General features: G+C 46.2%; 21 protein-coding genes and 2 pseudogenes. 12 read left to right on the forward strand and 11 right to left on the reverse strand.

From position 1 onward, the window contains the following. The first annotated feature begins 11 nt into the window (after positions 1–11). The 6 genes from PGW97_RS20860 to PGW97_RS20885 all read left to right on the forward strand — a co-directional run bounded on the left by PGW97_RS20860 (position 12) and on the right by PGW97_RS20885 (position 7926). Positions 12–2075, forward strand: a complete 2064-nt coding sequence (locus tag PGW97_RS20860) for an acetoacetate--CoA ligase (RefSeq protein WP_443147126.1) — start codon at positions 12–14, stop codon at positions 2073–2075. A gap of 106 nt (positions 2076–2181) precedes the next feature. Further along, entirely contained in the window at positions 2182–3165 is a 984-nt protein-coding gene (locus tag PGW97_RS20865) for a CobW family GTP-binding protein (RefSeq protein WP_273859699.1), read from the forward strand. Positions 3166–3365: 200 nt separating this feature from the next. Next, positions 3366–4751: a TldD/PmbA family protein gene (locus PGW97_RS20870; protein WP_273859700.1), complete on the forward strand. Its 1386-nt coding sequence runs from the start codon at positions 3366–3368 to the stop codon at positions 4749–4751. Next, positions 4751–6094 carry a TldD/PmbA family protein gene (locus PGW97_RS20875; RefSeq protein WP_273859701.1) on the forward strand — a complete coding sequence of 448 codons (1344 nt, stop codon included), beginning with the start codon at positions 4751–4753 and terminating at the stop codon, positions 6092–6094. The genes PGW97_RS20870 and PGW97_RS20875 overlap by 1 nt, the downstream gene beginning before the upstream one ends. A gap of 213 nt (positions 6095–6307) precedes the next feature. Further along, positions 6308–7276 carry a hypothetical protein gene (locus PGW97_RS20880; RefSeq protein ID WP_273859702.1) on the forward strand — a complete coding sequence of 323 codons (969 nt, stop codon included), beginning with the start codon at positions 6308–6310 and terminating at the stop codon, positions 7274–7276. Between the two features lie 386 nt (positions 7277–7662). Further along, on the forward strand, positions 7663–7926 hold the full coding sequence (locus PGW97_RS20885) for an Lpp/OprI family alanine-zipper lipoprotein (protein ID WP_047885849.1): 264 nt from the start codon (positions 7663–7665) through the stop codon (positions 7924–7926). Between the two features lie 239 nt (positions 7927–8165). On the opposite strand, the gene PGW97_RS20890 is transcribed toward PGW97_RS20885, so the two are convergent. Beyond that, positions 8166–8414, reverse strand: a complete 249-nt coding sequence (locus tag PGW97_RS20890; RefSeq protein ID WP_047885850.1) for a hypothetical protein — start codon at positions 8412–8414, stop codon at positions 8166–8168. A gap of 172 nt (positions 8415–8586) precedes the next feature. After that, on the reverse strand, positions 8587–9033 hold the full coding sequence (locus PGW97_RS20895; protein WP_217393798.1) for an acyl-CoA thioesterase: 447 nt from the start codon (positions 9031–9033) through the stop codon (positions 8587–8589). Positions 9034–9386: 353 nt separating this feature from the next. Between PGW97_RS20895 and PGW97_RS20900 the strand changes: the two genes are divergently transcribed. Next, positions 9387–10460, forward strand: a complete 1074-nt coding sequence (locus PGW97_RS20900; RefSeq protein WP_047885852.1) for a hypothetical protein — start codon at positions 9387–9389, stop codon at positions 10458–10460. A 234-nt stretch (positions 10461–10694) separates the two neighbouring features. On the opposite strand, the gene PGW97_RS20905 is transcribed toward PGW97_RS20900, so the two are convergent. Then, a complete protein-coding gene (locus PGW97_RS20905) occupies positions 10695–11588 on the reverse strand; it encodes a LysR family transcriptional regulator (protein WP_047885853.1) in 894 nt (297 codons plus the stop codon). A 155-nt stretch (positions 11589–11743) separates the two neighbouring features. On the opposite strand from PGW97_RS20905, the gene PGW97_RS20910 reads away from it, so the two are divergent. Next, on the forward strand, positions 11744–12598 hold the full coding sequence (locus PGW97_RS20910; protein ID WP_047885854.1) for a DMT family transporter: 855 nt from the start codon (positions 11744–11746) through the stop codon (positions 12596–12598). A gap of 400 nt (positions 12599–12998) precedes the next feature. On the opposite strand, the gene PGW97_RS20915 is transcribed toward PGW97_RS20910, so the two are convergent. Then, on the reverse strand, positions 12999–13394 hold the full coding sequence (locus PGW97_RS20915) for a hypothetical protein (protein WP_248827387.1): 396 nt from the start codon (positions 13392–13394) through the stop codon (positions 12999–13001). A gap of 310 nt (positions 13395–13704) precedes the next feature. Between PGW97_RS20915 and PGW97_RS20920 the strand changes: the two genes are divergently transcribed. Beyond that, a complete protein-coding gene (locus PGW97_RS20920) occupies positions 13705–14748 on the forward strand; it encodes a GMP reductase (protein ID WP_273859703.1) in 1044 nt (347 codons plus the stop codon). Positions 14749–15078: 330 nt separating this feature from the next. Here PGW97_RS20920 and PGW97_RS20925 read toward each other — a convergent pair whose 3' ends face one another. Further along, complete coding sequence (locus PGW97_RS20925; protein WP_337960375.1) at positions 15079–16221, reverse strand: MFS transporter; 1143 nt, start codon at positions 16219–16221, stop codon at positions 15079–15081. Positions 16222–16668: 447 nt separating this feature from the next. On the opposite strand from PGW97_RS20925, the pseudogene PGW97_RS20935 reads away from it, so the two are divergent. From PGW97_RS20935 to hxpB, 3 genes and pseudogenes are all read left to right on the forward strand, one after another. After that, a pseudogene (locus PGW97_RS20935) lies at positions 16669–17046 on the forward strand (IS110 family transposase); the annotation flags it as partial. Positions 17047–17533: 487 nt separating this feature from the next. Next, positions 17534–17637: pseudogene (locus tag PGW97_RS20940) on the forward strand (IS3 family transposase); the annotation flags it as partial. Positions 17638–17705: 68 nt separating this feature from the next. Then, complete coding sequence (hxpB, locus tag PGW97_RS20945) at positions 17706–18365, forward strand: hexitol phosphatase HxpB (protein WP_273859705.1); 660 nt, start codon at positions 17706–17708, stop codon at positions 18363–18365. Positions 18366–19374: 1009 nt separating this feature from the next. On the opposite strand, the gene PGW97_RS20950 is transcribed toward hxpB, so the two are convergent. The 6 genes from PGW97_RS20950 to PGW97_RS20975 form a co-directional block, all read right to left on the reverse strand. Then, positions 19375–20265: an AraC family transcriptional regulator gene (locus PGW97_RS20950; protein ID WP_273859706.1), complete on the reverse strand. Its 891-nt coding sequence runs from the start codon at positions 20263–20265 to the stop codon at positions 19375–19377. Continuing rightward, positions 20252–20917 carry a flavodoxin family protein gene (locus PGW97_RS20955; protein WP_273860639.1) on the reverse strand — a complete coding sequence of 222 codons (666 nt, stop codon included), beginning with the start codon at positions 20915–20917 and terminating at the stop codon, positions 20252–20254. Before PGW97_RS20955 ends, PGW97_RS20950 begins: the two co-directional genes overlap by 14 nt. Positions 20918–21014: 97 nt before the next feature. Beyond that, positions 21015–21953, reverse strand: coding sequence for an alpha/beta hydrolase (locus PGW97_RS20960; protein WP_273859707.1), 939 nt, complete (start codon positions 21951–21953; stop codon positions 21015–21017). A gap of 60 nt (positions 21954–22013) precedes the next feature. Next, on the reverse strand, positions 22014–22928 hold the full coding sequence (locus PGW97_RS20965; protein ID WP_273859708.1) for an alpha/beta hydrolase: 915 nt from the start codon (positions 22926–22928) through the stop codon (positions 22014–22016). 296 nt (positions 22929–23224) lie between these two features. Beyond that, positions 23225–23959: a low temperature requirement protein A gene (locus PGW97_RS20970; RefSeq protein WP_273859709.1), complete on the reverse strand. Its 735-nt coding sequence runs from the start codon at positions 23957–23959 to the stop codon at positions 23225–23227. A 456-nt stretch (positions 23960–24415) separates the two neighbouring features. Further along, positions 24416–25735, reverse strand: a complete 1320-nt coding sequence (locus PGW97_RS20975) for an LLM class flavin-dependent oxidoreductase (RefSeq protein WP_273859710.1) — start codon at positions 25733–25735, stop codon at positions 24416–24418. Positions 25736–26250: the final 515 nt, after the last annotated feature.

Raw genomic sequence — 26250 nt, forward strand, 5'->3', positions numbered from 1 at the left:
GGTAACAGATTATGACCACAACTGCCTCAACAACGGCAACCCCATCAGGCGCACAATCAGCCCTGCTTTGGATGCCGGAAAAAGACCGGATACATGACAGCCTGATGTACCAGTTCATGGTTGCAGTCAGCGCAAAAAAAGACACCCTATTTCACGACTACAACCAGCTACATCAGTGGAGTGTCAACCACAGTGAAGAATTCTGGGATTTGCTCTGGGACTTTTGCGGCGTTGAAGGCGCGAAAAAACCGCCAGTCAGCTACTGCCCGCCAGCAAGCCAAGCCCCAGCCAAAGACACCCAGTGGTTCCCGCACGCAAAACTGAACTATGCAGAAAACCTGCTCAAGAACTGGCACCAGCGAGCAAAAGAAGACGCGCTCGTCTTCCACAGTGAAGGCGACAGCTCACGGATTCAACGACTGAGCTGGGAACAGCTCTATCACCAAACCGCTCAGGTTGCCGGATTCCTGCACCAGGCTGGTGTCGCGAAAGGCGACGTGGTGGCGGGCTATTTACCAAACCTGCCGCAGACCATTGTTGCCATGCTGGCCACCACCGCACTAGGCGCAACCTGGACTTCAACCTCTCCGGATTTTGGTGCCGACAGCGTCATTGAGCGCTTCGGTCAGACTAAACCTAAAGTCCTGTTTTTTGCCGATGGCTATTTTTATAACGGTAAAACGCACACCTACCGCCAGAAAGTAGCCGATATTGCCGCTGAACTGGAAGGCCTGACCCACTTGGTCACAATCCCATACGTTGGCCTCTCCGCCAATAGTGACAATGTCACCAATGTAACAGATACATCAAACGCAATAACCATTCCGGGTGTCAGCGAACATCACTGGACGCAGATTCTGTCATCGACGGAACCCTGCGAACTCGGTTTTACCCCAGTGAGTTTTGATCACCCGCTATATATCCTTTACTCCTCCGGCACAACCGGCAAACCCAAGTGCATTGTTCACAGTGTGGGCGGCACGCTGCTTAATCACCTGAAAGAGCATCAGTTGCATAGTGATGTAAAACCGGGCGACCGGCTGTTTTACTTCACTACCTGCGGCTGGATGATGTGGAACTGGATGGTCACCGGACTGGCATCAGGAGCTACGCTGATCCTGTATGATGGCTCGCCTTTCTACCCCAACGGAAATGTACTGTGGGACATGGCTGAACAAGAAAACGTCACTTTGTTCGGCACCTCGGCCAAGTATCTTGAAGCACTGGAGAAACAGGTAATCCAGCCGATTCAAACTCACAAGCTGGATAAGCTGCGTACCTTGTGCTCGACCGGTTCGGTGCTTTCTCCTGAGCAGTTTGACTACGTCTACCAGTCCATTCATCAGGATGTTCAACTCGCGTCTATTGCCGGCGGTACGGATATATGCGGCTGCTTTGCGATCGGCAACCCCATCAGCCCGGTATATCGTGGCGAATGCCAGGGACGTGGATTGGGGATGGATGTTCAGGTGTTTGATGGCGAAGGACATCCGTTGTATGAACGTCAGGGCGAACTGGTGTGCTGCAACAGCTTCCCCAACCAGCCTTGCGGTTTCTGGAATGACACAGACGGCAGCCGTTATCACAGTGCCTACTGGGACACTTTCCCCGGTGTCTGGCATCACGGTGACTACGTCTCACTAACCAAACACGGTGGTCTGATTTTCTATGGCCGTTCCGACGCAGTTCTGAATCCAGGTGGCGTACGTATCGGTACAGCGGAAATTTACCGCCAGGTTAACCGCCTGGATGAGATAAAAGATTCGCTGGTTATCGGTCAGAACAAGGCCAATGATGTTCGGGTGGTACTGTTTGTTCAACTCAATGAGGGCGTCTCTCTTAGTGAGGAACTGGAAAAAACCATTCGGGATCGGATTCGTACCCATTGCTCACCCCGGCATGTCCCGGAAGTGATTCTGAGTGTCAGTGATATTCCTCGAACCAAATCCGGGAAGCTGGTTGAACTGGCAGTCCGAAACGTGGTTCACAACGAGCCCGTCAAAAATCTGGGTGCGCTGGCCAACCCTGAAGCTCTGGAAGAGTTTAAAAATCGTCCGGAGCTGAAGCTTCCCTGAGACTTTTGAGGGTTAGACGGCTACAAGCGCCTGAAAACCCTCTTTTCGCTTCCGGCTGGGATGTTATGATGATGCCATTATCAAGCATGATGAGCGGCCAAAATTTATGAAGCGCATCCCAACCAATATCATTACCGGCTTCCTTGGAGCCGGTAAAACCACTGCAATTCTCTCTTTGCTTGCCCGTAAACCGGAAAATGAAAAATGGGCCATTCTGATCAATGAATTTGGCAATGTCGGCGTAGACGGCGCGATTCTGGATCAGCAAGGTGCCATCGTAAAAGAAGTTCCGGGTGGCTGCATGTGCTGTGTCGCAGGTTTACCGATGTCTGTCGGTATCAATGCCCTGCTGGCACAAAAGCCAGATCGCCTGCTTCTGGAGCCGACCGGCCTTGGGCATCCGAAAGAGATCATCAATAAACTAACGTCTGATACTTACCGCGACTACATCGACCTGAAAGCAACCATCACGCTGGTAGATCCGCGTCAGTTTTCCGATCCAATCTACACTGACAATCAAAATTTCCAGGATCAAATCGCGCTGGCAGATATTCTGGTCGCCAACAAAGTTGATCAGAGCCAGCCGGATGACCTGCGCGCTTTTGAACAGTATGCCGATACCTTAACACCGGCCAAAGCCGTATTAGGTCATGTTGAGCAAGGTGAACTTGCGCTTGAATGGCTGGAAGTTGAACGTCTTGAGCGTCAGGCAAGCCACAGCCATCACCATCACGGCCATGAGGAAGACGCTGCGCCACTCCCGGGGCTGGAACTGGCACCGGGACAACAGTTTATCCGCCGTGAAAATAGCGGTCAGGGTTATCGCAGTTGCGGCTGGTTTTTTGCGACAGATCTGGTGTTTGACTTTTCTAAGCTGTTTACCCTGTTTTCAAACCTGAATGCCCAGCGAGTCAAGGCCGTCGTGAATACCGAACGTGGCTGTTTTGCCTTCAACGTTGTTAATCGGGTGGTTTCGGTCAACGAACTGTCCCTGGAAAACTTCGAATCCCGCATCGAGGTTATTGATAAAGAAAGACTTCCTTACGATGAACTGGAAACTATCCTGTGTTCATTAACGAGTGAAAAGTGACCCAAACCTTGTAACTGAACTGTTAAAAATCATTTTGACTGCTAATAATGAAACTGACATCACCCATCGGTGAAGCGGGATTGTTATAAAAACAGTTCAGGACTTCACCACAGCCCGCATCGACTCATTCGCTGGTGTGGGCTGAGTGTCTATTACCCAATCCGGGCACTGCTCGGATGGCGATTAAGCAAGGAGCAACCATGCTAAACCCTTCAACTGCACAAGCGGTGATTGACCATGCCCTGTTTCTGGGTGCGGACTTTGCTGAATTGTTCGTTGAACACCATCAGTCAAGTGCCGTAGAACTGATTTCCGGTGACATCGATCAAATCAGCTCAGGCATTGATTTCGGCATCGGCATACGCTTGTTCTTCGGCAATAAAATTCTGTATGGCTACACCAACAGCACAGACGAAGAAGAACTGAAGCGCGTCACCAGCCTGCTGGCCGCAAAAGACAAGCGTGATAAGATCGCTCAAGCCGGTTCACTGAATCTCAGCAGACACAATAACCTTCATACCTGCCAACAGCCTCTCAGCCAGAACGGCTACCTGGAAGCGAAAATTGCGTTCCTTCGCCAGTGCAACGACGCAGCGCGTGCCGAGCATGAAAAAATCAATCAGTTCATTGGTCGCATCATGCAACGTGAGCAACAGGTTGAAATTTTTAACTCTACGGGTCTCCAAATTGGCGATACCCGTCACTATACCCGTATTGCCGCAACCGCTATTGCTAAAAACGGCAGTGAGCAGTCTACAGGGTTTGAATCCCCAGGCGCACTGACTGGTTGGGAGTTCAGCAACAGCTTGAACGCGCAGGCTCTGGGACAAACGGTCGCACAGCAGGCGATGGTGAAGCTGTTCGCAGAAACCTGCCCGACCGGCGAAATGCCAGTCATTATCGGTAACGGTTTCGGTGGCGTCATTTTCCACGAAGCATGTGGCCATTTGCTGGAAACAACCTCCGTGGCGAAAAAAGCCTCCGTTTTCCACGACAAAATGGGTGAACTGATTGCAAACCCGGTCGTGAATGCGGTCGATGACGGTACCCTCACCAATGAATGGGGTTCCATCAACATTGATGATGAAGGGATGGAAACCCAGCGAACCCAGTTGATCAAAGACGGGAAGCTAACCAGCTTTATGGTCGATCACATGGGCTCTCTGAAAACCGGTTATGCCCGTACCGGCTCGGGCCGTCGTGAATCCTATAAATTTGCCCCGGCTTCCCGGATGCGTAACACCTTTATTGAACCGGGCAGTAGCTCGCTTGATGACATGGTTAGCAGTGTAGAACGCGGCATTTATGCCAAGAAAATGGGGGGCGGTTCCGTTCAACCGGGGACCGGCGAATTCAACTTCGCCGTGCAGGAAGCCTACCTGATTGAGGGCGGGAAAATCACGCGTCCACTCAAAACTGCCACCCTGATCAGCACCGGCCCGAAAGTATTGAAAGAAATTTCAATGGTCGGCGAAGACTTTGCCATGGCGGCAGGAATGTGTGGGTCGGTCAGTGGGTCGGTTCCGACAACGGTCGGCCAACCCGCACTGAAGGTCGACAACATTCTGGTAGGAGGAGGGAACTAATGGCCGATCAACAACAACTCCAGCAAGCCATTGACCAAGTGCTGGACCGCGTGCGTACCGCTGGCGCAGAGGCTGATGTTATTGCCAGTACCGGTCACCATTTTTCGCTAAAAGCCGACAAAGGTGAGCTTGATGAGTACAAAGTGACGTCCGGACAAGTTATCGGTGTGCGCATTATCAAAGATCAGCGTATTGCCACCAGCTACTCCGAGTCACTCGAGCCAAACAGCCTTGATCTGATGGTCGAACAGGCGCTGACCAATGCCCGTTACACAAAACAGGATGAGCATCAGACAATCAGCTGTGCTGATAGCCAACTAACAACCGACTGTCCTGAAATCTATCAGGCTGACACCGCAACTGTCGATGACAAAATTGCCCTGGCGCTGACACTGGAAAGCGGTGTAGTTGCTAAACCCCACGCCAGCTCAGCGCCGTACAACGGCTATAGTGAATCAGATAGTCAGATCATTCTGGCGAACACGCTGGGCACCCGCTGTTTCCACCAGGAGCGTTCAGCCTACTGCTACGCCTACACCCTGTATGAGAAAGACGGTAAGCAGTCTATGCATGGCGGCATGTCTTCCGGTCGGCGTTTTGACGAACTGGATAGCGAGTACGCAATCAACCATGGTTTCGATATAGCTCAAGCTCTGCTTGAAGGGGCGCCGGTAAATACCGGCAGCTACAGCGTGATTTTTGACCTGAGTTGCCTGAGCAACCTGTTCAGTGCGTTCAGTCTGTGCTTTTCAGGCCCGTCGGCCATGAAAGGCATCAATCCATGGCGCGACTCACTGAATCAACAGGTCGCCAGCCCGCTATTAACCATGACTGATACGGCTTACGTGCAGGGCGGCTCGTCCATAAAGGCATTCGACAGTGAAGGCTTTGCAACCCGAGATACCGTATTGCTCGGTGAGGGACAACTGCATAGCCTGCTTCACAACAGCCATACCGCCAACTACTTCGGTATTGAAAACACCGCGAATGCCGCCCGGTCGGCAAAAGGTGGGCTGGGAATTTCGCCACGCCACACGGTTATCGCAACCGGTAAGAGTTCTGAGGCTGAGCTAACCGCCGGTGAATACCTGGAACTGGTTGAGCTTCAGGGCGTCCATTCCGGCGCCGATGCCGTCAGTGGTGATTTCTCATTTGGTGCCAGCGGCTTCCTGTGCCGTGACGGTCAGCGTATTCAACCGGTCCGCGGGATTACCGTCGCAGGCAATTTCTATCAAATGTTAAAAGAAATTGATGCGGTAGGTAGTGATCTGATTACTGACTATGCACGTCAATTCTACGCGCCGAAAATGCGATTCAGCCGTCTGAGTATTGGCGGAAAATAAACGTCTATTTTTCATCCAGACTCATCCGAACAGCGGGTACGTCCCGCTGTTTTTTCACCATCGCCTAATTTCCCCCATCCTTTTATTTTCTTTCGAGCCTTTCTTCTTCCGTCAATCTTTCTTGTATACGGCAACATTCCACACTATTTTCAATTAGGAGGATCCCCTCTCACCATTCTGGTCAGCCGTATTTATTGGTCACAAGGAAGCGTCATGCAAATACCTCAATACATGCAAGCCAATTTGGAAAAAGTCATCAATCAACCTGAGTCGGATACAAATCTTCCAGGGATGTTCAGTGATAAAGACCGCTTGTTAAAGCGGCTCGGTAATGCCAATTGGCGCGCCTTTCAGGCGCTGAACATGCAGTTTGATACTCACCTTCACTGGGAAACTTTACTTAAGGCCGCTGACGACTGGAAAGCAGCCTTAGACGGGGTCGAGTTCCCTTGGTTAGTCTGGAGTGTTGATGAAGACTGGGCCTATGTGCAGCAGAAAATGGTATCCGATGCAGGCTGGACACCTGTTGTCGGTTTTGACCCTAGAGCCGGGGCTCCCAAAAAACTGACTCCGGATGCCATTCTCATCGATTTTAATAAGCATCTTCAGCTCCCGATTGTATACATGCACCTTCCCATCGATTTCATTTTTCATTTCGCACCTCGAATGGCATTTTTCCATTCAGATTTGATTATTCGACCAGACAAAATGCGCTGGTTATCAGAACTGTTTAAAGATCTTCCTGATGGCGAAATAGCCATGACCAACCTGACAAAAATCAAAAATCCTTTCCTGCAAAAACTGCTTGTCAGGCCTTTTAAATTGTTTGAACTTGCCGGCTGTATTACTCGTGGGGCCAGCCAGGATATTTTCGAAAAAGGCTGCAGTATGTGGCAAGGCTGGGCTTTTCATCCCAACTGCCCTGATGAAGCAGAATTTAACAAACGATTAAAGAAACATTGGGATCATGGTGCCGGTTTGCTCTACTGGCAAAAACGTTATGGTGGAAAAGTCACCATTATTCAGGAGCACTTTTTGGACGAGGGGCATTTCAGCCGAACAAGCAAGGATAACTTTAAAGTCATTTCCGATAACAATGAGAACCGCAATACCGGGTTAGATCTTCGTTCCAATTACAACGTGTACGAACTTGCACAGGCGTTTGGTATTAAGAGTGACTAACCTCCTATTGAGATTTATTCTGTAGTTACTGCTTAGCAAACTTGGGGGACATTCCCCCATCCTCTTTCGCTGAATTTTTTATTAATGATTTAAAAAACGCACTCTTTCTCACAGAAATCTGACATAACTGTTCAGTTTTTATCAAGCCTCTGATAATACTCTGAAAAAGCGTCACTATACTTAGCAATCGCAGTGACATTGAAACAAGTGACAATAAGAGGTGACGATCAGTAACCTGATCGTGTTGATGGTTGTCAGGGGAAGCAAAGATCCAAATGAGACGGATCTTCACTTTTAATCTGACAGAGCCACTCATGCATTCAAAAAAATGACATCATGCTAGTTGTTCTTGTCAACGAAAAAAAACCAACACAATGGAGAAACACATGAAACGTTCACTAACTATGATCTCTGGCCTTATCCTAAGTGCAACTCTGATGGGCTGTTCAAGCACTGATGAAGTAGATCAAATGACTCAACTGACTAACAAAGTTGACGCGCTGTCTGAGCAAGTATCTTCTCTGCAATCTCAGCAAGACTCTATGGCTGGCGCAATCAACGAAACTCGTGCTGCTTCTGACGCTGCATACCAGGAAGCAATGCGTGCTAACCAGCGCATCGACAACATCGCTGGTTCTTACAAGAAGTAAGCATTTTGAAGTGGCGCTCCGGCGCCACTTTTTCATTGAATAACGTTTAATGAGTGGTTTTACCGGCAGTCGGTAACAGGCGTATCATCTCAAAGCCAACTCAGCCGAATTCCCTCCATAGCACCCAACCCGACATTCATTTCGCTCAATGCTTCCGCTGTAGAACCTTACTCCAGAAAGCCAAAAACTACCTAGCTACTGAATGAAAATTGCTGAACCCAGCAACCTGACAGTATGTATCAACCAATTGCCCTGTCCGGATCCACCAATCCATAAGTCATGACACTGGCTTCGCCTAATTCAGGTTCCAAAAAGTCTCTGACCACGTCAATAGATTCAGCTTCCCACATGCACTGACAAAGCTTGTTCCTTTCAACAACCATAGTGCTGTGCAACCTCATTCCCACCGGCGGATGTGTCAGCGTTCCACTCGCCTTCTGCCAGAACAGTTCCGGATCGGTTATCTCATGCTGAGTCACAATGTACATACGGCTTTACTCCTGCCTGTAAGATGAAAATGGTGAAAAAAGATTGGGTTACTAGGAGTATAGAAGGAATTAAAGGTCGTTTGTGCATCGGAGCCGCAACAACATTGCCGCAATGGCATACAGCTCTGATTATCCAGTAATACGATGATAAAGTGACAATTTATACTATCAGTTACGGCTCGTCTTTAGTCAGTTCCGGCTGAAGTGTAAAAATATGTGAGGCAAGTGACGGAGTGATTTCCGCTTTGCCATTTTTAGCGAAATCAAACATCACGACTTCGGCTTTGCCAAGGGTCGTCACTTTCCCCAATCGCTTGCTGACAATTTGGTATTCCATCGTGAATCGGTCTTGCTTCACTACAGACACTCGACTACCAACAAGCAGAGTATCAGGATAAGTAACCGGTAATTTATAGCGACTGGATGTTTCGCTTAGTACCGGCCCGATATTGGTTTTCTTCATCTCTTCCATGATATTGATTTTGGAAAAGTAGTCCAATCGGGCTGTTTCAAAATATCTGAAATACACCACATTATTTACGTGATTCAGGGCATCCATCTCCCCCCATGCGACTGGAATTTCGGTAATGACGGGGTAATCCTTCAACAATGCTTCCATGACCAAATCCTTATTAAGCAAAAAATAAACGATTAATTTAAACAGACGTTAGAATCATTAAAGTAATTTCTTACCAACATTTTTGCAACAACCGTCGAAGAGTTATGCTTTTGGCATCACTTTATCTGGCACATTTTTAACCAGCCACAATTATGCTTGGACAAGATTTCTTCAGTTATGAAAGGTGAGTGTAAAAAATGGCCGAGAAAACAGCAGAGACCTGAATTTATAAAGGATTAGCGAAGTATTTACGGTATCCTAAGCCACCATTTTTAGAGCCTGTCGGTATGCAGTTAACATTTTATTGGCAGGTTCCGTCAGACAACTCAGTTTTGTCCAACAGTTAGACGCTTATGCTTTACAACGATAACCTCCCAGTTCGATACCCTAAGGGTAATTTTGCAATGGTCACGGTATACAGTTTTACCGGAGCCTCGATTCTTGCATCAATCATTTTTTCTCTTCTTCTGTTTTTATCGATTGATGAAGATCCCGTCATGCAGCTGTTGTTTGGTGGACTAGCGGTCATTTTTGAGCTGGGTAAATTCTTTGCCTGGTACGAATTTGGCGAGCGCCGTTCACGTCGCAACTATGCAGGCGCCTTCTCTGCTTTCGCTTTCTACTCAGTACTGGCAGCCATTTCTATTGGTGGTTCTATTGGTGGTATCAACAGTGCGACCAACAAGGCCCAAAGCCATATCAACGTCCAGCAAAGTAAGGTTAATAGCTACAATATGCAGATTGAGGCGATCGAAAAACAGATCGAACTCAATAATATCGCTGCAGAAAAATATATTCAGATGGAGCGTATCGCTACCGGTGTAGCGCGTATCCAGGAACAAAATGACAAGCTTCGTGAGCAACAAATGCAGCTCGCGGCAGAACGTGACAGTCTGCCTGTTGTAACGCAGGGATCTGTGATCGGCCTTATCGACAGCTTGGCCAAATCATTGGGAATCGAAACCCAGACCGCACAGCTAGGTCTGGTTGTTTTCTTGTCTGTGCTGCTCGATTTCTTCGCGGCCTTCTTCGTTGGCCTGATCGGCGAAGAGCTGCGTTTCAGAAATCAATTCCGTCAGGGAGGTGGTTTTACCATTGACAGTTTTGCCTGCTCACCGGCGGAGCCTGAATTGCTGAGCCATCAGCCATCAGTTCAAACCGCACAAGGCGATTCAGACGATCCGGCATCACAGGCAGACACTGATGCCTCACCGCCTAAGGAGCCAGCGAAGCCGAAAACGCTTTACGAACAAGCGATAGAAGCCCTGAGTACGAACAAGGTTAACTGTACCAAGCGTGCTGTCACACGTCACCTGAAAGTGAGTACCGAAGAAGTTGATGAGCTGTTCAAACGCTTTATGGAAGAAGGGATTGTCAGCAAAAAACCTAACAACCACTATCAGTGGCATGGTGTAACCGAAAGCTAATCGCCGTTGGCTCGCTATCGACTAAGGCTAAGACGAATATTAAGGCTTAGGCCTAGCATTAACTGCCACTGTAGCAACATGAAAGAAACGGCATAAAATCAGCGACAATTTGATACAAATGAAAAACCGGCAAGGTCAGCTAACCTGCCGGTTTTTTTATTGTTTGTGATTCTAATAAATAGCACCGATGAGCAGAAATTCACTGCAATACCCCACCATGAGATACCACAGCCGTCAGTCGACACACTGCTGCTTAAGCCACCGACCTAAGGTGATTATCTCTGGCTGGCGAGCTCGGGATTGTTTGTACACAAAATACATGTTGTCACCCGTCGGTAACTCATGCATTGGTATTCGTACCAGATGCTGTAGCCGATCTTGATCAGTCAGGAAATAATCATTCAAAAATGCGATCCCCTGATGATACTTGGCCGCCTCAGCCGCGAGGACCATATGACTAAAATGATTCATCTTAATCGATTCAGGCAATTCGAATCCGCCCAGTTGACACCACACTTTCCAGTCATATCCCTCCTCTCCCCGCTTAAAGATAGATGTCACAGACAGCAGAGGGTGTTGCCAAAGGGCATCAGGTAGCGGCTGGTCCTGCATCTGCTGCCACAGTCTGTGACTACAAAACGGATAGAGCAGCTCCTTATATAGAAACTCACTGACATAGTTTTTCTTCGGTGGATACGCCGTAATAAAGCAATCGGCGACATCGTCGGTAAAGTCTGGCTCTTCGGTCACCATATTCAATGTTAAATCGATTTCGGGATGCATCTGTCTCAGGTTTTCCAGGCGAGGAACCAGCCATTTTACAGCCAGAGAGCTATACAGTGACAACCGGATACGACCACTCTCACCTTCCCGTATTTTGCGACTGGCCTGTGATATTCCCTGTAAAGCATGCGTCACCTCCGTAAAGTAATTTTCACCTGTTACAGTCAGCGATAACCGCCTCCCCTGCCTGATAAACAAGTCTTCGCCCAGATACTCTTCCAATAATCGCACCTGATGGCTGACAGCGCTTTGCGTCACATTCAGAGCATCTGCTGCCTTCGAAAAACTGTTCATACGCGCTACAGCTTCAAAACATTGAACAGCCCTCAGCGGTGGTAACCTCATTATTATCTCAGCTCATACTGAATCAATTTTTATCATTTTATACGATAGTAAAGTCTGACATAAGCTTATGGCATGACAGATTGAGGCACAGCGCACGCCTGATCGACTCAATAAGACTCAAACAAATTAATGCCAGTAATGTCAGGAGAGCAGCTATGCCCAACATCTCTGTCGGACTGGCGATGGGATTACTGGTATTCGGTAACCTTATCGCCATTCTTTCCGATGCTCTGATCAAAACACTCGGTGGAGATATTGCCATCTTCCAATTTGTCTTTTTTCGCCAAATCACCGCAGTGATCATTCTGCTACCTTTCTGCTTAAATGCCGGAAAAGCCAGCTTTATGGATGGATTGAAATGGCACGCACTCAGAGCTCATATTTGGCTACTAGGTGCCGTATTTATGGTGATAGCCATCAACGCCATGCCATTGGCAACCGCTAACGCCATTTTCTACGCAGCGCCATTATTGATGCTGCCAATGGCATTAGTTCTGTTCAAAGAACAGCTTTCACGTTATTCGATCATTGCCGGCGTTTTTGGTTTCCTAGGTGTATTGGTCATTATTCGTCCAACCGAAATTAACTGGGGGGCGATCGCTGCCTTGGTGGTTGCGTTGACCATTGCCGGAAATAACCTGTTGATTCGAAAATTACCCAAACACCAGAGCGTTCCTCAGACACTGCTCCTGACTAACCTGGTTGGAATTCCGGCATCATTAGGCCTGGCAATATGGGAAGGCCGAGCCTGGGACTTTGAACCGCTACTAACAGCTGCGGGTTCAAGCAGTTTTATTCTTATTTATGCCGGTACTTGTGTTGTCGCTTACCGCGCAGCAGACAGTAACAAGATCGCCAGCGCTGAATACAGTGGCCTGATTGCGGCCGTTATTGCCGGGCTGATATGGTTTGATGAAATGCCTGATCTCATTATGGCTTTGGGAACAGCAATGATCATTTTCCCGCTTATTCTGCTGGCAAAATACGAGAAATCCCGTGAAACGTTGTAGATCTCTGCAGTTCAAAACCATCACAATGGCATGATAGAACCATGCAGGAAATTTTCACTGATGCTATGAGATGGATGTTTTGAGGTGGATGTTATTAGGTGGATCATTTGAAACTGATATTGCGAGGCTCATGCTGCCAAGCTGACTATTGCAAAGCTGGTTGTAGCTAGGCTGATACTGCAAGACGATTGGCCGAAGAAGTCGACCCGATAAAGATGTCTTAGCACAATAACCTAGCACAAAAAACGTATGGAAAAGTGGATTAGGAAACAGACTTAGAAAAAATCAAAGTGTAAGATTAGGTACAATGTAACGGTGCAATGAGAATCTTTCATTGCTTTTCAGCATAAGAAAAGTGCCCGCCAGCACTTTTCTTATCAGTACAATTAAGCACCTTAATTTAAGGCTGGTCAGTCGGTGACGCAGACAGTGCCATTGCTCCCGCTGCAGTACCGGCTGCTTTCTTGATCCACTTTCCTTGCTGCTCGGCAAGGGTCTTCAGGAAAACAGAGATTGGAACTATTGGCCCCATCATGTTCACGCGAAGTTGCTCAGCACCAGATGCGTAGTGCATCTCTGAAGAATCAGAAGAGGAGTAATTGTACTTGTAATTAAACTTATCGGTCGCGATGTGAAGCAAATCAAAGTCTTTACGATGGCAGGAAACATATGCCCGCCAATACATCGCATCCAGAATCTCGCCCGGATGTTCTGCTCGAATGATGAACCGCCAACTTCCCTCTTCACCGTAAAAATCGAGCGGAAAAAATTTATTTGTTCTTTTTTTATTAAACAAGGTCAATGAATCCAGTTAATCGCCCAGTTTTAGGAATTATGCAGTGATTATCGAAGAATGGAAGTCTTGAAGGAGGAAATCGGTAAATTTTGACATAACTGTACGTTTTTCGACGTACTATCTTCGGAAGGATAACACAAAAAAAATTACATTATCAGACTTGTTTATTAACTTTCTCTGCCTATAATGCTGAAAACCGGAGCGTCTGCCAACGCTCCGGTTTTTTTGTGCCTGCTAACTGGTGATCTAACTGCTATCTGCCAATAGCTGAAAGCCAGGAAGCAAAATTCGATAGATTAAGGAAAAACTAATGCGTATCGAACAAGACTTGAAATTGGGTTTCAAAGATGTACTGTTTCGTCCAAAACGTTCAACTCTAAAAAGCCGCTCTCAAGTTGATTTAACCCGCGATTTTACATTCAAGCACAGTGGCCGTCAATGGTCTGGTGTACCTGTTATTGCCGCTAATATGGATTCCGTGGGTAGCTTTGACATGGCGAAAGCCCTGGCGCGACACAAAGTCATGACCGCAGTCCACAAGCACTACACCGTTGAAGACTGGGCAGGCTTTATCCGCGACAACGATGCTAGCGTGCTGAACAATGTCATGGTGTCGACCGGTACGTCTGATGCCGACTTCCAGAAAACCAAAGACATCATGGCCTTGAGCGATGATCTTATCTTCATTTGCATCGATATTGCCAACGGCTACTCAGAGCACCTGGTCGAGTACGTTGAGCGAGTACGCGCAGCCTTCCCTGACAAAGTGATCAGTGCCGGAAACGTAGTGACCGGTGATATGTGTGAAGAGCTGATTCTCGCCGGTGCCGATATCGTTAAAGTGGGCATTGGTCCAGGCTCGGTCTGCACCACCCGCGTGAAAACCGGTGTTGGATACCCACAGCTGTCTGCAATCATCGAATGTGGTGATGCCGCACATGGCCTTGGCGGCCAGATCATCGGTGACGGCGGCTGTACTTGTGCCGGTGACGTTTCTAAAGCCTTCGGTGGCGGTGCCGACTTCGTGATGCTGGGCGGCATGCTGGCCGGTCACGAGGAAAGCAACGGTGAAGTGATCGAGCAAGACGGCGAGATGTTCATGAAGTTCTACGGCATGTCATCCCAGAGCGCGATGGACAAGCACTCCGGCGGCGTAGCCAACTACCGTGCTGCTGAAGGAAAAACCGTACTATTGCCATTCCGTGGCCCGGTAGAAAACACCATTCAGGACATCATGGGCGGTGTGCGCTCAACCTGCACCTACGTTGGCGCGGCGAAGCTGAAAGAGCTGACCAAACGCACCACGTTCATCCGCGTTCGTGAGCAGGAAAACAACGTTTACGGTAAAGAGTAAACTCGGTTTTTCCGAAGTTTTTAGGGCCGCTTTTAAGCGGCCTTTTTCGTTGCCAGAATCGCCTAGTGGCGACAAAGTGTCTACACCTGCGACTTTATTGTTGAAACAATCATAAAGTAATATTTACCACCATAACTTGATAATTGTCACAACCATAACTTGATATTGTAGTGGTTAACATAAAGTCTGGCATCGACTACAACTGTTGCAGCGTCGGACAGAGCTTTCTGGAACGCCCATGGACAGAAGCGAGTTACGCGAAATCTGATAAAGCCGCTTATCTCAGATTAGCAAAAGTATCTTGAAACCTTAAACGCTTGTTATGAATGCTTAAACCGATATAGCCTTTAGTCTTCGGTTCTTATGTGCCATCCAATATAAGCCTAGCGCTGCTATGACGGAAATGCTGATAACACTTAACCATGTAAAGTCGTAGCCACGAGAATCAATTAAATAACCAATCACAATAAAACTTGGCATAACCAATAAACTTCTTAAGGTCACTAACACTCCTTGAATTCGCCCTCGATGGCTAGATGGAGAGTTATTTGCCAAGTAAACACCTTCTTTGGTTAGCAACAACACCTCACCAGCAGACAAAAATAGCCAAGCAAGGAAGTGGACTGGAATATTTGGGAAAAGCATAACCAGACCATAACCAACGGCAAACATAACTCCAGTATAAACAAGGCTAATCGTCTCAGTCTTACTTGAAGTAAACCTCATCAAAAATGGTGTTATTAACACCACTACGACACAAGCATATGTCATTAACTGGCCGAAAATTATAGGACCACGCTCACCAAAAATATGGCCCAAGTATAAAGGGCTCGCCATTGTCATTTGATTTAATGAATACCAAAGCAAACCACAAAGCAAAGTAAAACAAATCAGCCTAGGTCGTGTTTTTAAAACAGCGCAGACAGTGCCTTCAACTGGCTTTTCTAACTCACTATCAACGTTTTGCTGCTCGCAACGCTCAAGCTTGACGAGCACCGCAACAATCGAAACCCCAATTAAAGCTGCTACACCATTACCAAGGAATATCCATTGAGTGTAATTCCAAAATAGATAACCAGCCATAACCGGCCCCAGAGCTGAGCCAAAATTATAAGCTAAATAACTAAGCGACATTACTGCATCTCTATTTTTAGGTGTGGACAAATCTGCAACCAAAGCGTTACTAGCGGGCAAGGCCAACCCTATAAAAAAATACGCACCAAACAATAAGACAGGGATAAGTAGCTTTGCTTCCGAAACGAAACCACACAATATGAGAAGAATCGCACCGCTAAGCTCGCCAAAAATCAACACAGATTTGTGCCCATAAAAATCTGCGAACTTCCCACCTAAAAAACTACCGACAAAATAAGTTGCAGTAACTCCCATTGCCAAAGAACCGGCAACCGTAACGCTGTAACCTAGCTTTTCGGTTAGCAGTAAAACTAAAAATGGAATAATAAAGTTGCCCATTCCAAGGACCATTCTAGCTATTGCTAGATAGTAAATATTTTTAGACAAACCTCTATAGATCGATACTGATGACATTAATTTTTGAATAATCACTCTCCTTAGCTGACTAATTTTGTGTGCATTCATACGCCCTGTTAAGGGGTGGGCAACGCAATACCGAAGCCGCCGCATACCACCTTAATCACTAAATTCAACGCATAGTGAAAATGCCACGCGTTGTGAATCCCTCTTAAACAGTTTGTATGGATAATAAGCTTGTCATTTGGGTAATGTGAGACCCAAGCTTTAGCTGCAACTAAAGCTTCTTATGCGGTAGTTCGTTTAAACGCTGGCTCCTCTGTCGAGAGACCGATAACAAACATGAACGCCGCATAGGACTCCAAGCATCAACCTCGAATAGTCGACTGGGTCTCGAACCCGCATTTCGCAAGCAAGAGTTAGCTTATTATGAATACAAGCACACATCAAAACATTCATGTAGGTGTTGATACAGGTAAGTCACAACTAGACATTTTTATTCGCCCACTTGATATCTTTTTTACTGTTAACAACGACGAGAAAGGTATCAAAGAGGCCATCAAAACAATCAAACAACATGTCCCACAGCGCGTTGTTGTCGAAGCAACTGGACGTCTAGAAATGCCGTTCATCATTGCTTGTTCAGAAGCAAAACTTCCCTTTGTTATTGCCAACCCCATACATATAAAACGGTTCGCCGGAGCCATTGGTCAACGAGCTAAAACAAACAAATTAGATGCTAGACTCATTGCTCACTATAGCGAGGCCATTCAACCTAATCTGACGCAACTGAAACCTGAAAACATGCCCATTTGTGCTGTGCCGCTGCACTAAATCTTAGTTAGAAATAAGGATTAATTGCGCCCAATAACTAGGGCGAGTTGATCTTTCAAGACTATTATTTGAACGTAAGCGCCCCGTGGGATTATGGGACGCTTACCTTACCTTACCTTACCTTACCTTACCTTACCTTACCTTACCTTACCTTCAGATTATCGGCTTAGTTGATATCAGTCTTATGTCAACTCTGACTTAAAATATGCCCTTCAATCTAAAGGTACGCAATTGTTGAACACATTCGTAAGCGCTCCAGACATTTATCTTTATCGTGAAAGCGTCGATTTTTGAAAATCCATCAACGGTCTTGCAGCGATTATCGAAAATGACACGGACTTACCTATTGGCAACAGAGCACAAAACTCTTGGCCCGCTTCGGTAGTTTGGTAAACAGGGTTCTTATTAGCCTTTCTCTTTTTCAAACGGACAAGTACCGATTTTTTCAATGTGTCCGCTTCGAGCACTCTTTGAATACATAGAAGTTGATTATAATCGAACGAGAAGACACAGTGCTCTTAGGTATCTAATCCAGTAAACTTTGAAAAACAATATGTCGTTTAACAAAGTGTCCGGTCTATCTGGTGTAGATCAGTAAATTAATGTTAAAAAATCTAGAATGGAGTATTCTTATGGGCTATGCCGCAATCTTCGATATGGATGGGTTACTGATTGACTCGGAACCCTTTTGGAAAGAAGCAGAAAAAGAGGTTTTTTCGTCTGTTGGCGTCCAGGTATCGGAGCAATTAACAAATAAAACGGCAACGATGACAACTCGTGAGGTAACCGAATTTTGGTTTTCACTATACCCTTGGACAGGAAAAAGCTTAGATGAAGTTGAACATGCGGTAGTTGATAAAGTTGAAACATTGATACTAGAGCGTGGTGCAGAGTTAGCAGGAGTCACTAGCCTGCTTAATTTTTTAAAAGAAAAAGGCTTTAAAATAGGTCTATCAACCAATTCACCTTATCGGCTAGTACCTGTAATTTTAAAAAAATTAGGTATTCATCACTATTTTGACGCTATATCTTCTGCTGATGATGTTCTCAAAGGAAAGCCAGCCCCTGATGTATATTTAGTAACTCTTCGGAAATTGGATATAGATGCAAAAAAATGTATTGCATTTGAAGACTCCTTTTCAGGGCTAATTGCTGCAAAAAATGCTAAGTTAAAAACTATCGTTGTACCCCATGCTGAAGTATACGATCAAGGTAAATTTGATACTTCCGACTTAAAGTTACGCAGTCTTACTGAGTTTGACGGGAAACATTTGAAAACACTGTTGGTCTAGATTTTGATAGTAAAGTCACATTGATGTTATACCCATACGCTAATTAAGCGGGGTTGTTGCAATTAATCAGAGAATGCAGTTCTACCCAGTTATGGCTACGGCTTTTGTTGATCCAGATGAGCTTGCGGAATGTGAGCCAGTAATACCTGAAGATGAGGTAGTGTTGTTCCCTTATGACATCGACTTTGATGAAGACGATGATGAGTAGTTCGCTACCAACAAAATAACTCATAGAGCAAACTTCCTCCCTACTACTGGGAGGAGGTTACGTCTTACCTCTTGTTTGGACATTAGTTGTATTAGCTCATCTAATGCAAACTTTACTCGTTTGAAAATGCGTTACAATGACTCGTAACTTGTTTCGGGGCAAATATAAGTTAAAGAAAACCGTTCCTAAAAAACGACACACTCAATTGGAATGTCATTGATTTACGCAATTGAGTAACTATCTCAGCTTATACTGCAATTTATGTTGAAAATTGGGGAAGATATGTCATAAGCAGACATAAATGCGAGCATCATATCAGAGGCTTATCGAACCAATCTCACCATAATATGACATAGAAATGAAGCATAAGGTGACATAATCTTCCCTTGATTAAGCAGCTGCAACGGAAAGTGTAAGATTTTTTCTTTCATACTGTCACGATGACGCAACCAGACTCATCTCTATGATATTTTCAATGCAGTTCTGGGCAAAAAATAAAGCAATCTATCGCTTTACTTCAAAATCCTGAGCAACTCGGTTGGCCATCAATACCACGCCACAAGCTGACCAAAGCAAAAGCTGTTTAGCTATTGAAGCCAGCTTACTGAATCGGTTCTATGCCATGATATTGCTGAAAGCCTGAGATCAGTGTACATATTTGGTGCAAAACTGGAATTTGACATGCCCCAACTGAGCCCCCTCTCATGGTTCTATGACTTCCGCTGACACAGAACAATAATCATCCTTATCAAAAGGGTCAGCACCACAGACAAATATTAATATTCATTCTTTTTAAAACGTCTAATTTTGACGCAGACGTTGAATGTCTTTTTGTGGTGGAAGCCCAAACAAACGACTGTATTCACGGCTAAATTGCGACGCACTTTCATAGCCAACCAGATTACTTGCCTGAGTCGCATCCAAGCCATTTATCAGCATTTGTTCTCTCGCCTCTTGGAGTCGTAAGTTTTTCAAATATTGTAACGGACTACTTCCAGTCAATGCTTTGAAATGCAACCTAAAGCTAGAGGCGCTCATGTGTGCTTGATCAGCCAATTCATTCATCCCCACTGTCTCGGTGAAGTTTTTCTTCATCCAGGTCACAATTTTAAGTATGTGATTGCTGGGAGAGCCCACGGAGGCGATATGACGTAATTGCATACCATGCGGCCCATGTAAAAGTCGAATAATGAGTTCCTTTTTAATCAACGGGATTAAGCTGTTAAGATACTCAGGTTCTTGCTCTAACTCCAAAAGACGGCTCATGGTTCGGTATATCCCATTGTCCATTTTCTGGATGGAAATGGGCTGGTAATCAAAGTTACGGTCTGGTTTATCGAGTTTCAGCTCAGCACACGTCTGCATGATCAGGTCGTAATCCAGTTTTAATACGATCGCTAGAAAAGGCTGATGCCGCGTCGCCTCAGTGACATGTGACACAATCGGCGTATCAAATGTTGTCAGCATCGATTGGCCAGCTTCCACGGGCACTTGCATATCATTAATCGCCAATTTCTTACTGCCTTGGAGGATCAACGAGAATCCGAGGCTATAAATACAATGCAGTGGTGCCGTGGGGGTATTTCGGATATGAACTTCTAATCCCGGTATTTCCGTCGTATAGCTACCTTCTTTACTGCTATACGCTTGCACTTGCTCCACCAGAATCTGACTTGCCTTACTGTTGTTCATCACTATCACCCACTATTTCGCTTACACTTTCATTATCGTATTTTTCATCGAACCGTTGTGTTAGTTCCTGCGATGAAATCTGTCCTCCCATTCGTCCACGTTTAACGTATTGATGAGTGAAATTTATCGCACCATTTGAGCGTACTAATGCCTCGAATTCATCGATAAAATGTTGCTCAAATTTGCTGTTAAACGTATTAAAAAGAACCACGTTCTTGTTGGTAAAATCATTATTTTCAACGAATTGCCATAGGGGTGGTGCCGGGCTATACAACCAAATAGGCGAACCCAAATACACGGTATCATATTGCGTAAGATCGATCTGAGCCGGTGAGATTTCTGCAACATTACCCCTCGCGTCATTTAATGCGCTGATCAAACCTGGAATTCCAAGCTGGTATTTTTCAGCCAAAATCTCATAGACATCGCCATCGGTTTTATTCGCAATATGATCAGCCAATACCCCGGTATTCCCAGAGCGTGAAAATACGACAATCGCCGTCGTTGTTTCTCGTAGTTCCGCCCCTGACCACTTATCCTTGTACGACTTGTTTTCAGCATATTGTGAATTCTCAATACGCGTAACCACAAAGGCCACAACAAACAACAAGATGGCCAGAGCAAACAGAAAAATCATTATCCAGCGAACCATAGCTGCCATCCCATGAGTATTAAAATGAACAATCGTTTGATTGCGACTAATGAAAATCATGCGCTCCTCGAACATTCGAAGAACGCATTTGGGTCATTTATTTGAGATATTCAGCCAGGAACGGCGCCACTTTATCCATCGCCTGTCCCACCGCTTCAGGGTGGTCATACAGTTCGTAATGTGACCAGTTCTCCAGATCGACCAGTTTGCGATCTTTCGACGCTACGGCTCTGCCATAGATCTCCTGCCCATCACGAAATGCTCCGAACGCCCCAACTTTCTGCCCAACCACTGCCATCATTGGTTGCGTCATCAAGGTTTCCGCAAAAGCGAATGCATCCCAACTTAACGTTTTTTGTGCATGAGAGAACAACATGCGTGTTGCGCCACCTTCAGCCTGGCCTCGCGGTGTTTTATAGTAATCAGTTGCTTCAAAAACATCGCGTTCAGTCAAACCATTTTCTTTGGCAAATTCAAGGCTTGGCGGTAAAAGTTCATTCACTTGCAACTCAGCACCACGGGCTTCTGCAGTGCGTTGCGCCGCCATGGCTTCAAGAGCACCGATTGGGTTATACAAACTAAACCCTTCACGGAACAAACGTCCAACGTTAACTGGCGTAATACCAACCACGGCTTTTAAACGTTTTTCTGTCAGTGCCGAGTTTAGAATATAACCACCACCGCCACAGATCCCCAGTCCACCGATTCGGGTTTCATCGACATAAGGTAATGTTATCGCATAGTCGATCACGCGGCTGATGTCCTCAACTCGCTGAGTTGGGTCTTCCACGTACCGAGGCAAACCACCCGACTCACCTTGGAAACTGGCGTCAAAGGCGATGACGACATAACCCAACTCCGCCAGAGCTTTGCCATAAACAGCACTGGATGTTTGCTCTTTACAACTGCCAAATGGATGGACACTGATCATAGTCGGATAACGTTTTGATTCATCAAAGCCGTCCGGAAGCAGGACTAACGCAGCCATATCCCAGGCCATATCAGCATTTCGGAAGGTCACTTTTTTGATGTTCATCATTCAACTCCTGACATGAAGGCTCATGACATTGAGCCTTCATAATTGATTGGCTTGTGGTTACAGCGTGCGCTGAAAGAATGGTGCCAGCACACCGATTGCTTCAGCAATCGGAGACTCTCCGTCGTAGAGATCCATGTGATTAGCTCCATCAACGACATACATTTGCTTATCGTTGCTCGCGGCACGAGCCATCAGGTCATCACTCATCCATTTACTGCCTGCATTGCTACCAACAACTGTAAGTAAAGGTTGAGTTAAGAAAGCTTCTGCTTTGAAGAACGCATCATAGGCAATGATTTGTGTCAGACTACGAGCGGTCGCGAAGCCAGGCGCAGTGCAATAGGCCGCGCGATCGGTATGGTAATACTCCCAGGCCTGACGCAATTCTTCGTTAGGTGCATCTTCTTCTTTCATTGGAGCCATTGGCATTGTCGCAGGCTCGGTACCACTCGCATCTGCGGTTCTCGCACCAGAACCAGCTTCAAGAAAAGGAATGGCATCGCTGTCTTTGACATTATTGTCCCAACCGTTTCGGAACATTTGCCCAATGTTAACCATGCTCACGGTACCCACCGCTTTGATACGACGATCATTAATCGCTGCGTTGGCGGTATAACCAGCACCGGCACAGATACCCATCGCACCAATTCGATCGCTGTCGACATAATCCAGAGTCGTTAGGTAATCAATAACCGCACTTACATCTTCAGTACGTACATGAGGGTTTTCCAGTTGACGAGGATTCCCCGTACTTTCACCTTGATAAGAAGCGTCATATGCGATCGCGATAAACCCCTGTTCAGCAAGCTTTTTAGCGTACGTGCCCGCTGTTTGTTCTTTGACACCCCCACCTGGGTGCGAAACAACAATCGCTGGGTAGCGTTTGTTCTCATCGAAGTTTGTAGGGAAGTTAATCAGTCCGGCTAGCGTAATATCCAGACCGTTTGTGTTTGGGAAGTAGACTTTATTCATTTGGATTGCTCCTAACTAGAGTTCGTCGTTATCAGGAGGAATTGATGTACCAACGATTGTCGTCTGCTCCTGACATAGAGCTATTATAGGTAGGTGGCAATTCGTATGTTTGCCTAAAATGACGAGCTACTTGCCTGATTTGTTTTTTATGCCTGAAATAACGAAGCCGGACGCTTTGCTTGAGTAAGCCTCAGCAAAATATAATCATAAAACAATGATAAATTTAAATTTTTCATGGAAACTCAAAAACACCCTCCCCTGTCGAATTCAACAAATTCTTAGTGCTGCCATCGGGTTTACTCCATCGATTTATACCGGTTATGCCAGTCCAAAATCGCAAAACAGGCAAGCACAAGCCCTATGATAAAAATGACAAAATACGGCGGAAGAATAAGGATCAATAAGCCCGACAACCCCGTCAGAATCCCTCCGAACCAATGCAATTTCGACTTGATGTTTAGCATACTCTTAAGAAATAGACCTTGCATGAGTAGAAAGACTCCAGGCCCAAGCGAAATCATTAACCCAGTGGATAAAGCTGCATGACCGACGGGATGATGGACAACGTTTTCGTTTCCGACCGCCAACACAATTAGGCAGGCTACCATTATCGTCATGATATTCATGGCATAGTGACTAATTCTAACTGGATTTATCGTAACGATAGCGTGCGCTTCAGCATGCTTTTGGATGGAACCAAATGCCAATGCCCAAAGTGAAATCGTAATCAATAAAGCGCACGAACCCGTAAATATTGTCATCAAGTCTGTAGGGGCTTTTGCTATGGATGCTCCCGTCATCAAGATTGTTTCACCAAGCGCAATAATAATGAAAAGGTTATATCGCTCAAGCATATGTTCCGCGTCGAAAGGAAGTTGTTCAAAGTTCAAACGATATCCTGGGATTGGGTGAGCGAGATAAGAGCCCAGTAAATCAATTAAGACCGCGGCGCCCCACCCAAAAAGCCTCGTATCCGAATCAGCCTGTGCACCTAAAATCCACAACGGCGAGGCAAATAGAAGCCAGATCAATAATGCCTTGAAGTGCCGTTTATAATCTTTGGTTGGGGCATTGATAATCGTCCAGATTGTGCGGCCAATCTGAATGTGATTATCACTTTATGGTTGCATCAACACTATTTGAGGCCGCTTTTTAGCGGCCTTTTTACTACCTCAAAACACCAAGTGTCTACACCTGCGAATTTATTGTTGAAACAACCATAAAGTGATATTTACCACCATAACTTGATAATTGTTACAACGATAACTTGAAAACGCCTCTTTCTGTACCACGCTTTTGTAGGTTTACAACGAACGGTATTAAGAGGCGTTTTTTATGGCAGTACCATAAAGTGGTTCTCACGTTCTAGAATCCGCCTTTGAATCCCAGCCCGAAAACCTACAAAATCTCGGAGCAAGAATATTCATCGATATATCAATGTCAAAATGCTTACACATAACTGACCAGCCCCAAAACAGTACGACATTTTAACAGCGTGAGTAACCGTGAGGAGGCGTTGCTAAACCGAGGTTTTCTCGAAACGTGTTACCCTCATACTGCAATCTTAACAACCCCCTCCTTTGTAATTCAGGAACCACTTGCTCTACGAACTCAGATACGCCTCCGGGTAAATGAGAGAACATGATATTGAACCCGTCCGCAGCTCCGTTTTCGAACCAATGCTGCATTTGCTCAACGACCATCGTTGCCGTTCCAACCATTTCCAGACCCTGATATCCACAAATGCGCCTTGCCAATGCAATAATGCTCAGTTCCTCTTTTTTTGCCAGTTCGATGACTCGATCACGGCCACTTTTGCTCGCATTACTTTCAGGAATATCAGGAAGAGGAGCCGTTTCATCATATTGCGAGACATCATGTCCCAGTGCAATTGACAAGGTTGCCAAACTACTCGCGTCATCGACCAGTTGATCTAATTGGCGTCTTTTTTCCTGCGCCTGCTCCAAGCTATCGCCCAGCACAACGAAAACTGCTGGAATTATTTTCAGTTTATGTGGCCGCCCGGCAGCCTGTGCTCGGGACTGCATGTCAGTATAAAAGCGCTGAGCCCCGTCGAGATCAGTCTGATAAGTGAAGATAACTTCTGCAGTTTCAGCCGCAATTTGTCGCCCAGCCTCCGACGCGCCGGCCTGGACAATGACAGGGCGAGACTGAATAGGTCGCTCAACATTCAAGGGGCCTCGCACAGAAAAGTGTGGGCCTTTGTGATCGAGGATATGCATTTTTTCAGGATCAAAATAGCAACCAGTTTGTACATCCCTGCAGAATGCATCTTCTTCCCAACTCTCCCACAGTCCGTCCATAACGGAACTGAATTCTCTGGCTCTTAAGTATCTTGCACTGTGCTCCATATGCTGTTCAGCACCAAAATTTGCCGCTTCGTTTGGATTACTTGAAGTCACGAGATTCCAGCCTGCCCTGCCGTTGCTGATGACATCAAGCGAAGCCAGACGACGAGCAAGCGTATAGGGTTCATTGTAGGTGGTGCTCGCCGTAGCGATAAGGCCGATATGCTGCGTCACGGCTGCTAGTGCGGGAAGCAAAGTCAACGGGTCTAGGGTAGATACGCTATGCCCTTTCATCAGAGCTTCGAGCGGTGCTGCTCTTATCGCCAAGGTATCTGGCAAAAACAGTCCATCAAAACACCCTTGCTCCAGATTCTGGGCAAACCATTTCATCTGCTCAAAATTGGCATGAAAATCAGGCCGAGATCCGGGGTAACGCCAAGCACCCGCGTGGATACTGGGCATTGCCAAGAGGGTTAACTGACCACGAGATATGCTCATACCGTCTCCTTCGTTATTGTAGGTAATATCGAACTGTTTCTGACTGAATAATCCACTAAAAGATATAGATATCCCTGTAAACACCGTTCCACTCGAGCCTGACCACCATATATTTTTTCCAATATACTCGGCGTCAATACATCAACCGGCGAATCAGAAACTTCCACTTCACCGTCACGAAGAACGACCACATTATCTGTAAATCGCAAGGCATGATTTATGTTGTGCACTGCCATGACGACGCACATTGGTCGAACTCGCGATAACTGACACAGCAACCCAAGCACTACGAGCTGATGCTGTAAATTGAGGGAACTTGTAGGCTGATCGAGTAACTGGGCCTGAGGGGTCAAAATTAACGCTTGGGCCTTCGAAACCAGTTGCCTCTGGCCACCATTGAGAGAAGACAGTACATAAGCTAAAGCCCCATCGCCCAACAGAAGACACTTGATAGGTCGGTCGAGATGTACCCTGCGCGCGGCAATATTGGTGATAACCATCGAAGCAGAAATCCC

The sequence above is a fragment of the Photobacterium sp. GSS17 genome (assembly GCF_028621875.1).
In the GTDB taxonomy this organism is placed as follows: domain Bacteria; phylum Pseudomonadota; class Gammaproteobacteria; order Enterobacterales; family Vibrionaceae; genus Photobacterium; species Photobacterium ganghwense.

What these genes read in the sequence shown, in the direction of transcription:
- PGW97_RS20860 (WP_443147126.1), top strand. Translation starts at nt 12, where the DNA reads ATGACCACAACTGCCTCAACAACGGCAACCCCATCAGGCGCACAATCA.
- PGW97_RS20865 (WP_273859699.1), top strand. Translation starts at nt 2,182, where the DNA reads ATGAAGCGCATCCCAACCAATATCATTACCGGCTTCCTTGGAGCCGGT.
- PGW97_RS20870 (WP_273859700.1), top strand. Translation starts at nt 3,366, where the DNA reads ATGCTAAACCCTTCAACTGCACAAGCGGTGATTGACCATGCCCTGTTT.
- PGW97_RS20875 (WP_273859701.1), top strand. Translation starts at nt 4,751, where the DNA reads ATGGCCGATCAACAACAACTCCAGCAAGCCATTGACCAAGTGCTGGAC.
- PGW97_RS20880 (WP_273859702.1), top strand. Translation starts at nt 6,308, where the DNA reads ATGCAAATACCTCAATACATGCAAGCCAATTTGGAAAAAGTCATCAAT.
- PGW97_RS20885 (WP_047885849.1), top strand. Translation starts at nt 7,663, where the DNA reads ATGAAACGTTCACTAACTATGATCTCTGGCCTTATCCTAAGTGCAACT.
- PGW97_RS20890 (WP_047885850.1), bottom strand. Translation starts at nt 8,414, where the DNA reads ATGTACATTGTGACTCAGCATGAGATAACCGATCCGGAACTGTTCTGG.
- PGW97_RS20895 (WP_217393798.1), bottom strand. Translation starts at nt 9,033, where the DNA reads ATGGAAGCATTGTTGAAGGATTACCCCGTCATTACCGAAATTCCAGTC.
- PGW97_RS20900 (WP_047885852.1), top strand. Translation starts at nt 9,387, where the DNA reads ATGCTTTACAACGATAACCTCCCAGTTCGATACCCTAAGGGTAATTTT.
- PGW97_RS20905 (WP_047885853.1), bottom strand. Translation starts at nt 11,588, where the DNA reads ATGAGGTTACCACCGCTGAGGGCTGTTCAATGTTTTGAAGCTGTAGCG.
- PGW97_RS20910 (WP_047885854.1), top strand. Translation starts at nt 11,744, where the DNA reads ATGCCCAACATCTCTGTCGGACTGGCGATGGGATTACTGGTATTCGGT.
- PGW97_RS20920 (WP_273859703.1), top strand. Translation starts at nt 13,705, where the DNA reads ATGCGTATCGAACAAGACTTGAAATTGGGTTTCAAAGATGTACTGTTT.
- PGW97_RS20925 (WP_337960375.1), bottom strand. Translation starts at nt 16,221, where the DNA reads ATGGGCAACTTTATTATTCCATTTTTAGTTTTACTGCTAACCGAAAAG.
- hxpB (WP_273859705.1), top strand. Translation starts at nt 17,706, where the DNA reads ATGGGCTATGCCGCAATCTTCGATATGGATGGGTTACTGATTGACTCG.
- PGW97_RS20950 (WP_273859706.1), bottom strand. Translation starts at nt 20,265, where the DNA reads ATGAACAACAGTAAGGCAAGTCAGATTCTGGTGGAGCAAGTGCAAGCG.
- PGW97_RS20955 (WP_273860639.1), bottom strand. Translation starts at nt 20,917, where the DNA reads ATGGTTCGCTGGATAATGATTTTTCTGTTTGCTCTGGCCATCTTGTTG.
- PGW97_RS20960 (WP_273859707.1), bottom strand. Translation starts at nt 21,953, where the DNA reads ATGAACATCAAAAAAGTGACCTTCCGAAATGCTGATATGGCCTGGGAT.
- PGW97_RS20965 (WP_273859708.1), bottom strand. Translation starts at nt 22,928, where the DNA reads ATGAATAAAGTCTACTTCCCAAACACAAACGGTCTGGATATTACGCTA.
- PGW97_RS20975 (WP_273859710.1), bottom strand. Translation starts at nt 25,735, where the DNA reads ATGAGCATATCTCGTGGTCAGTTAACCCTCTTGGCAATGCCCAGTATC.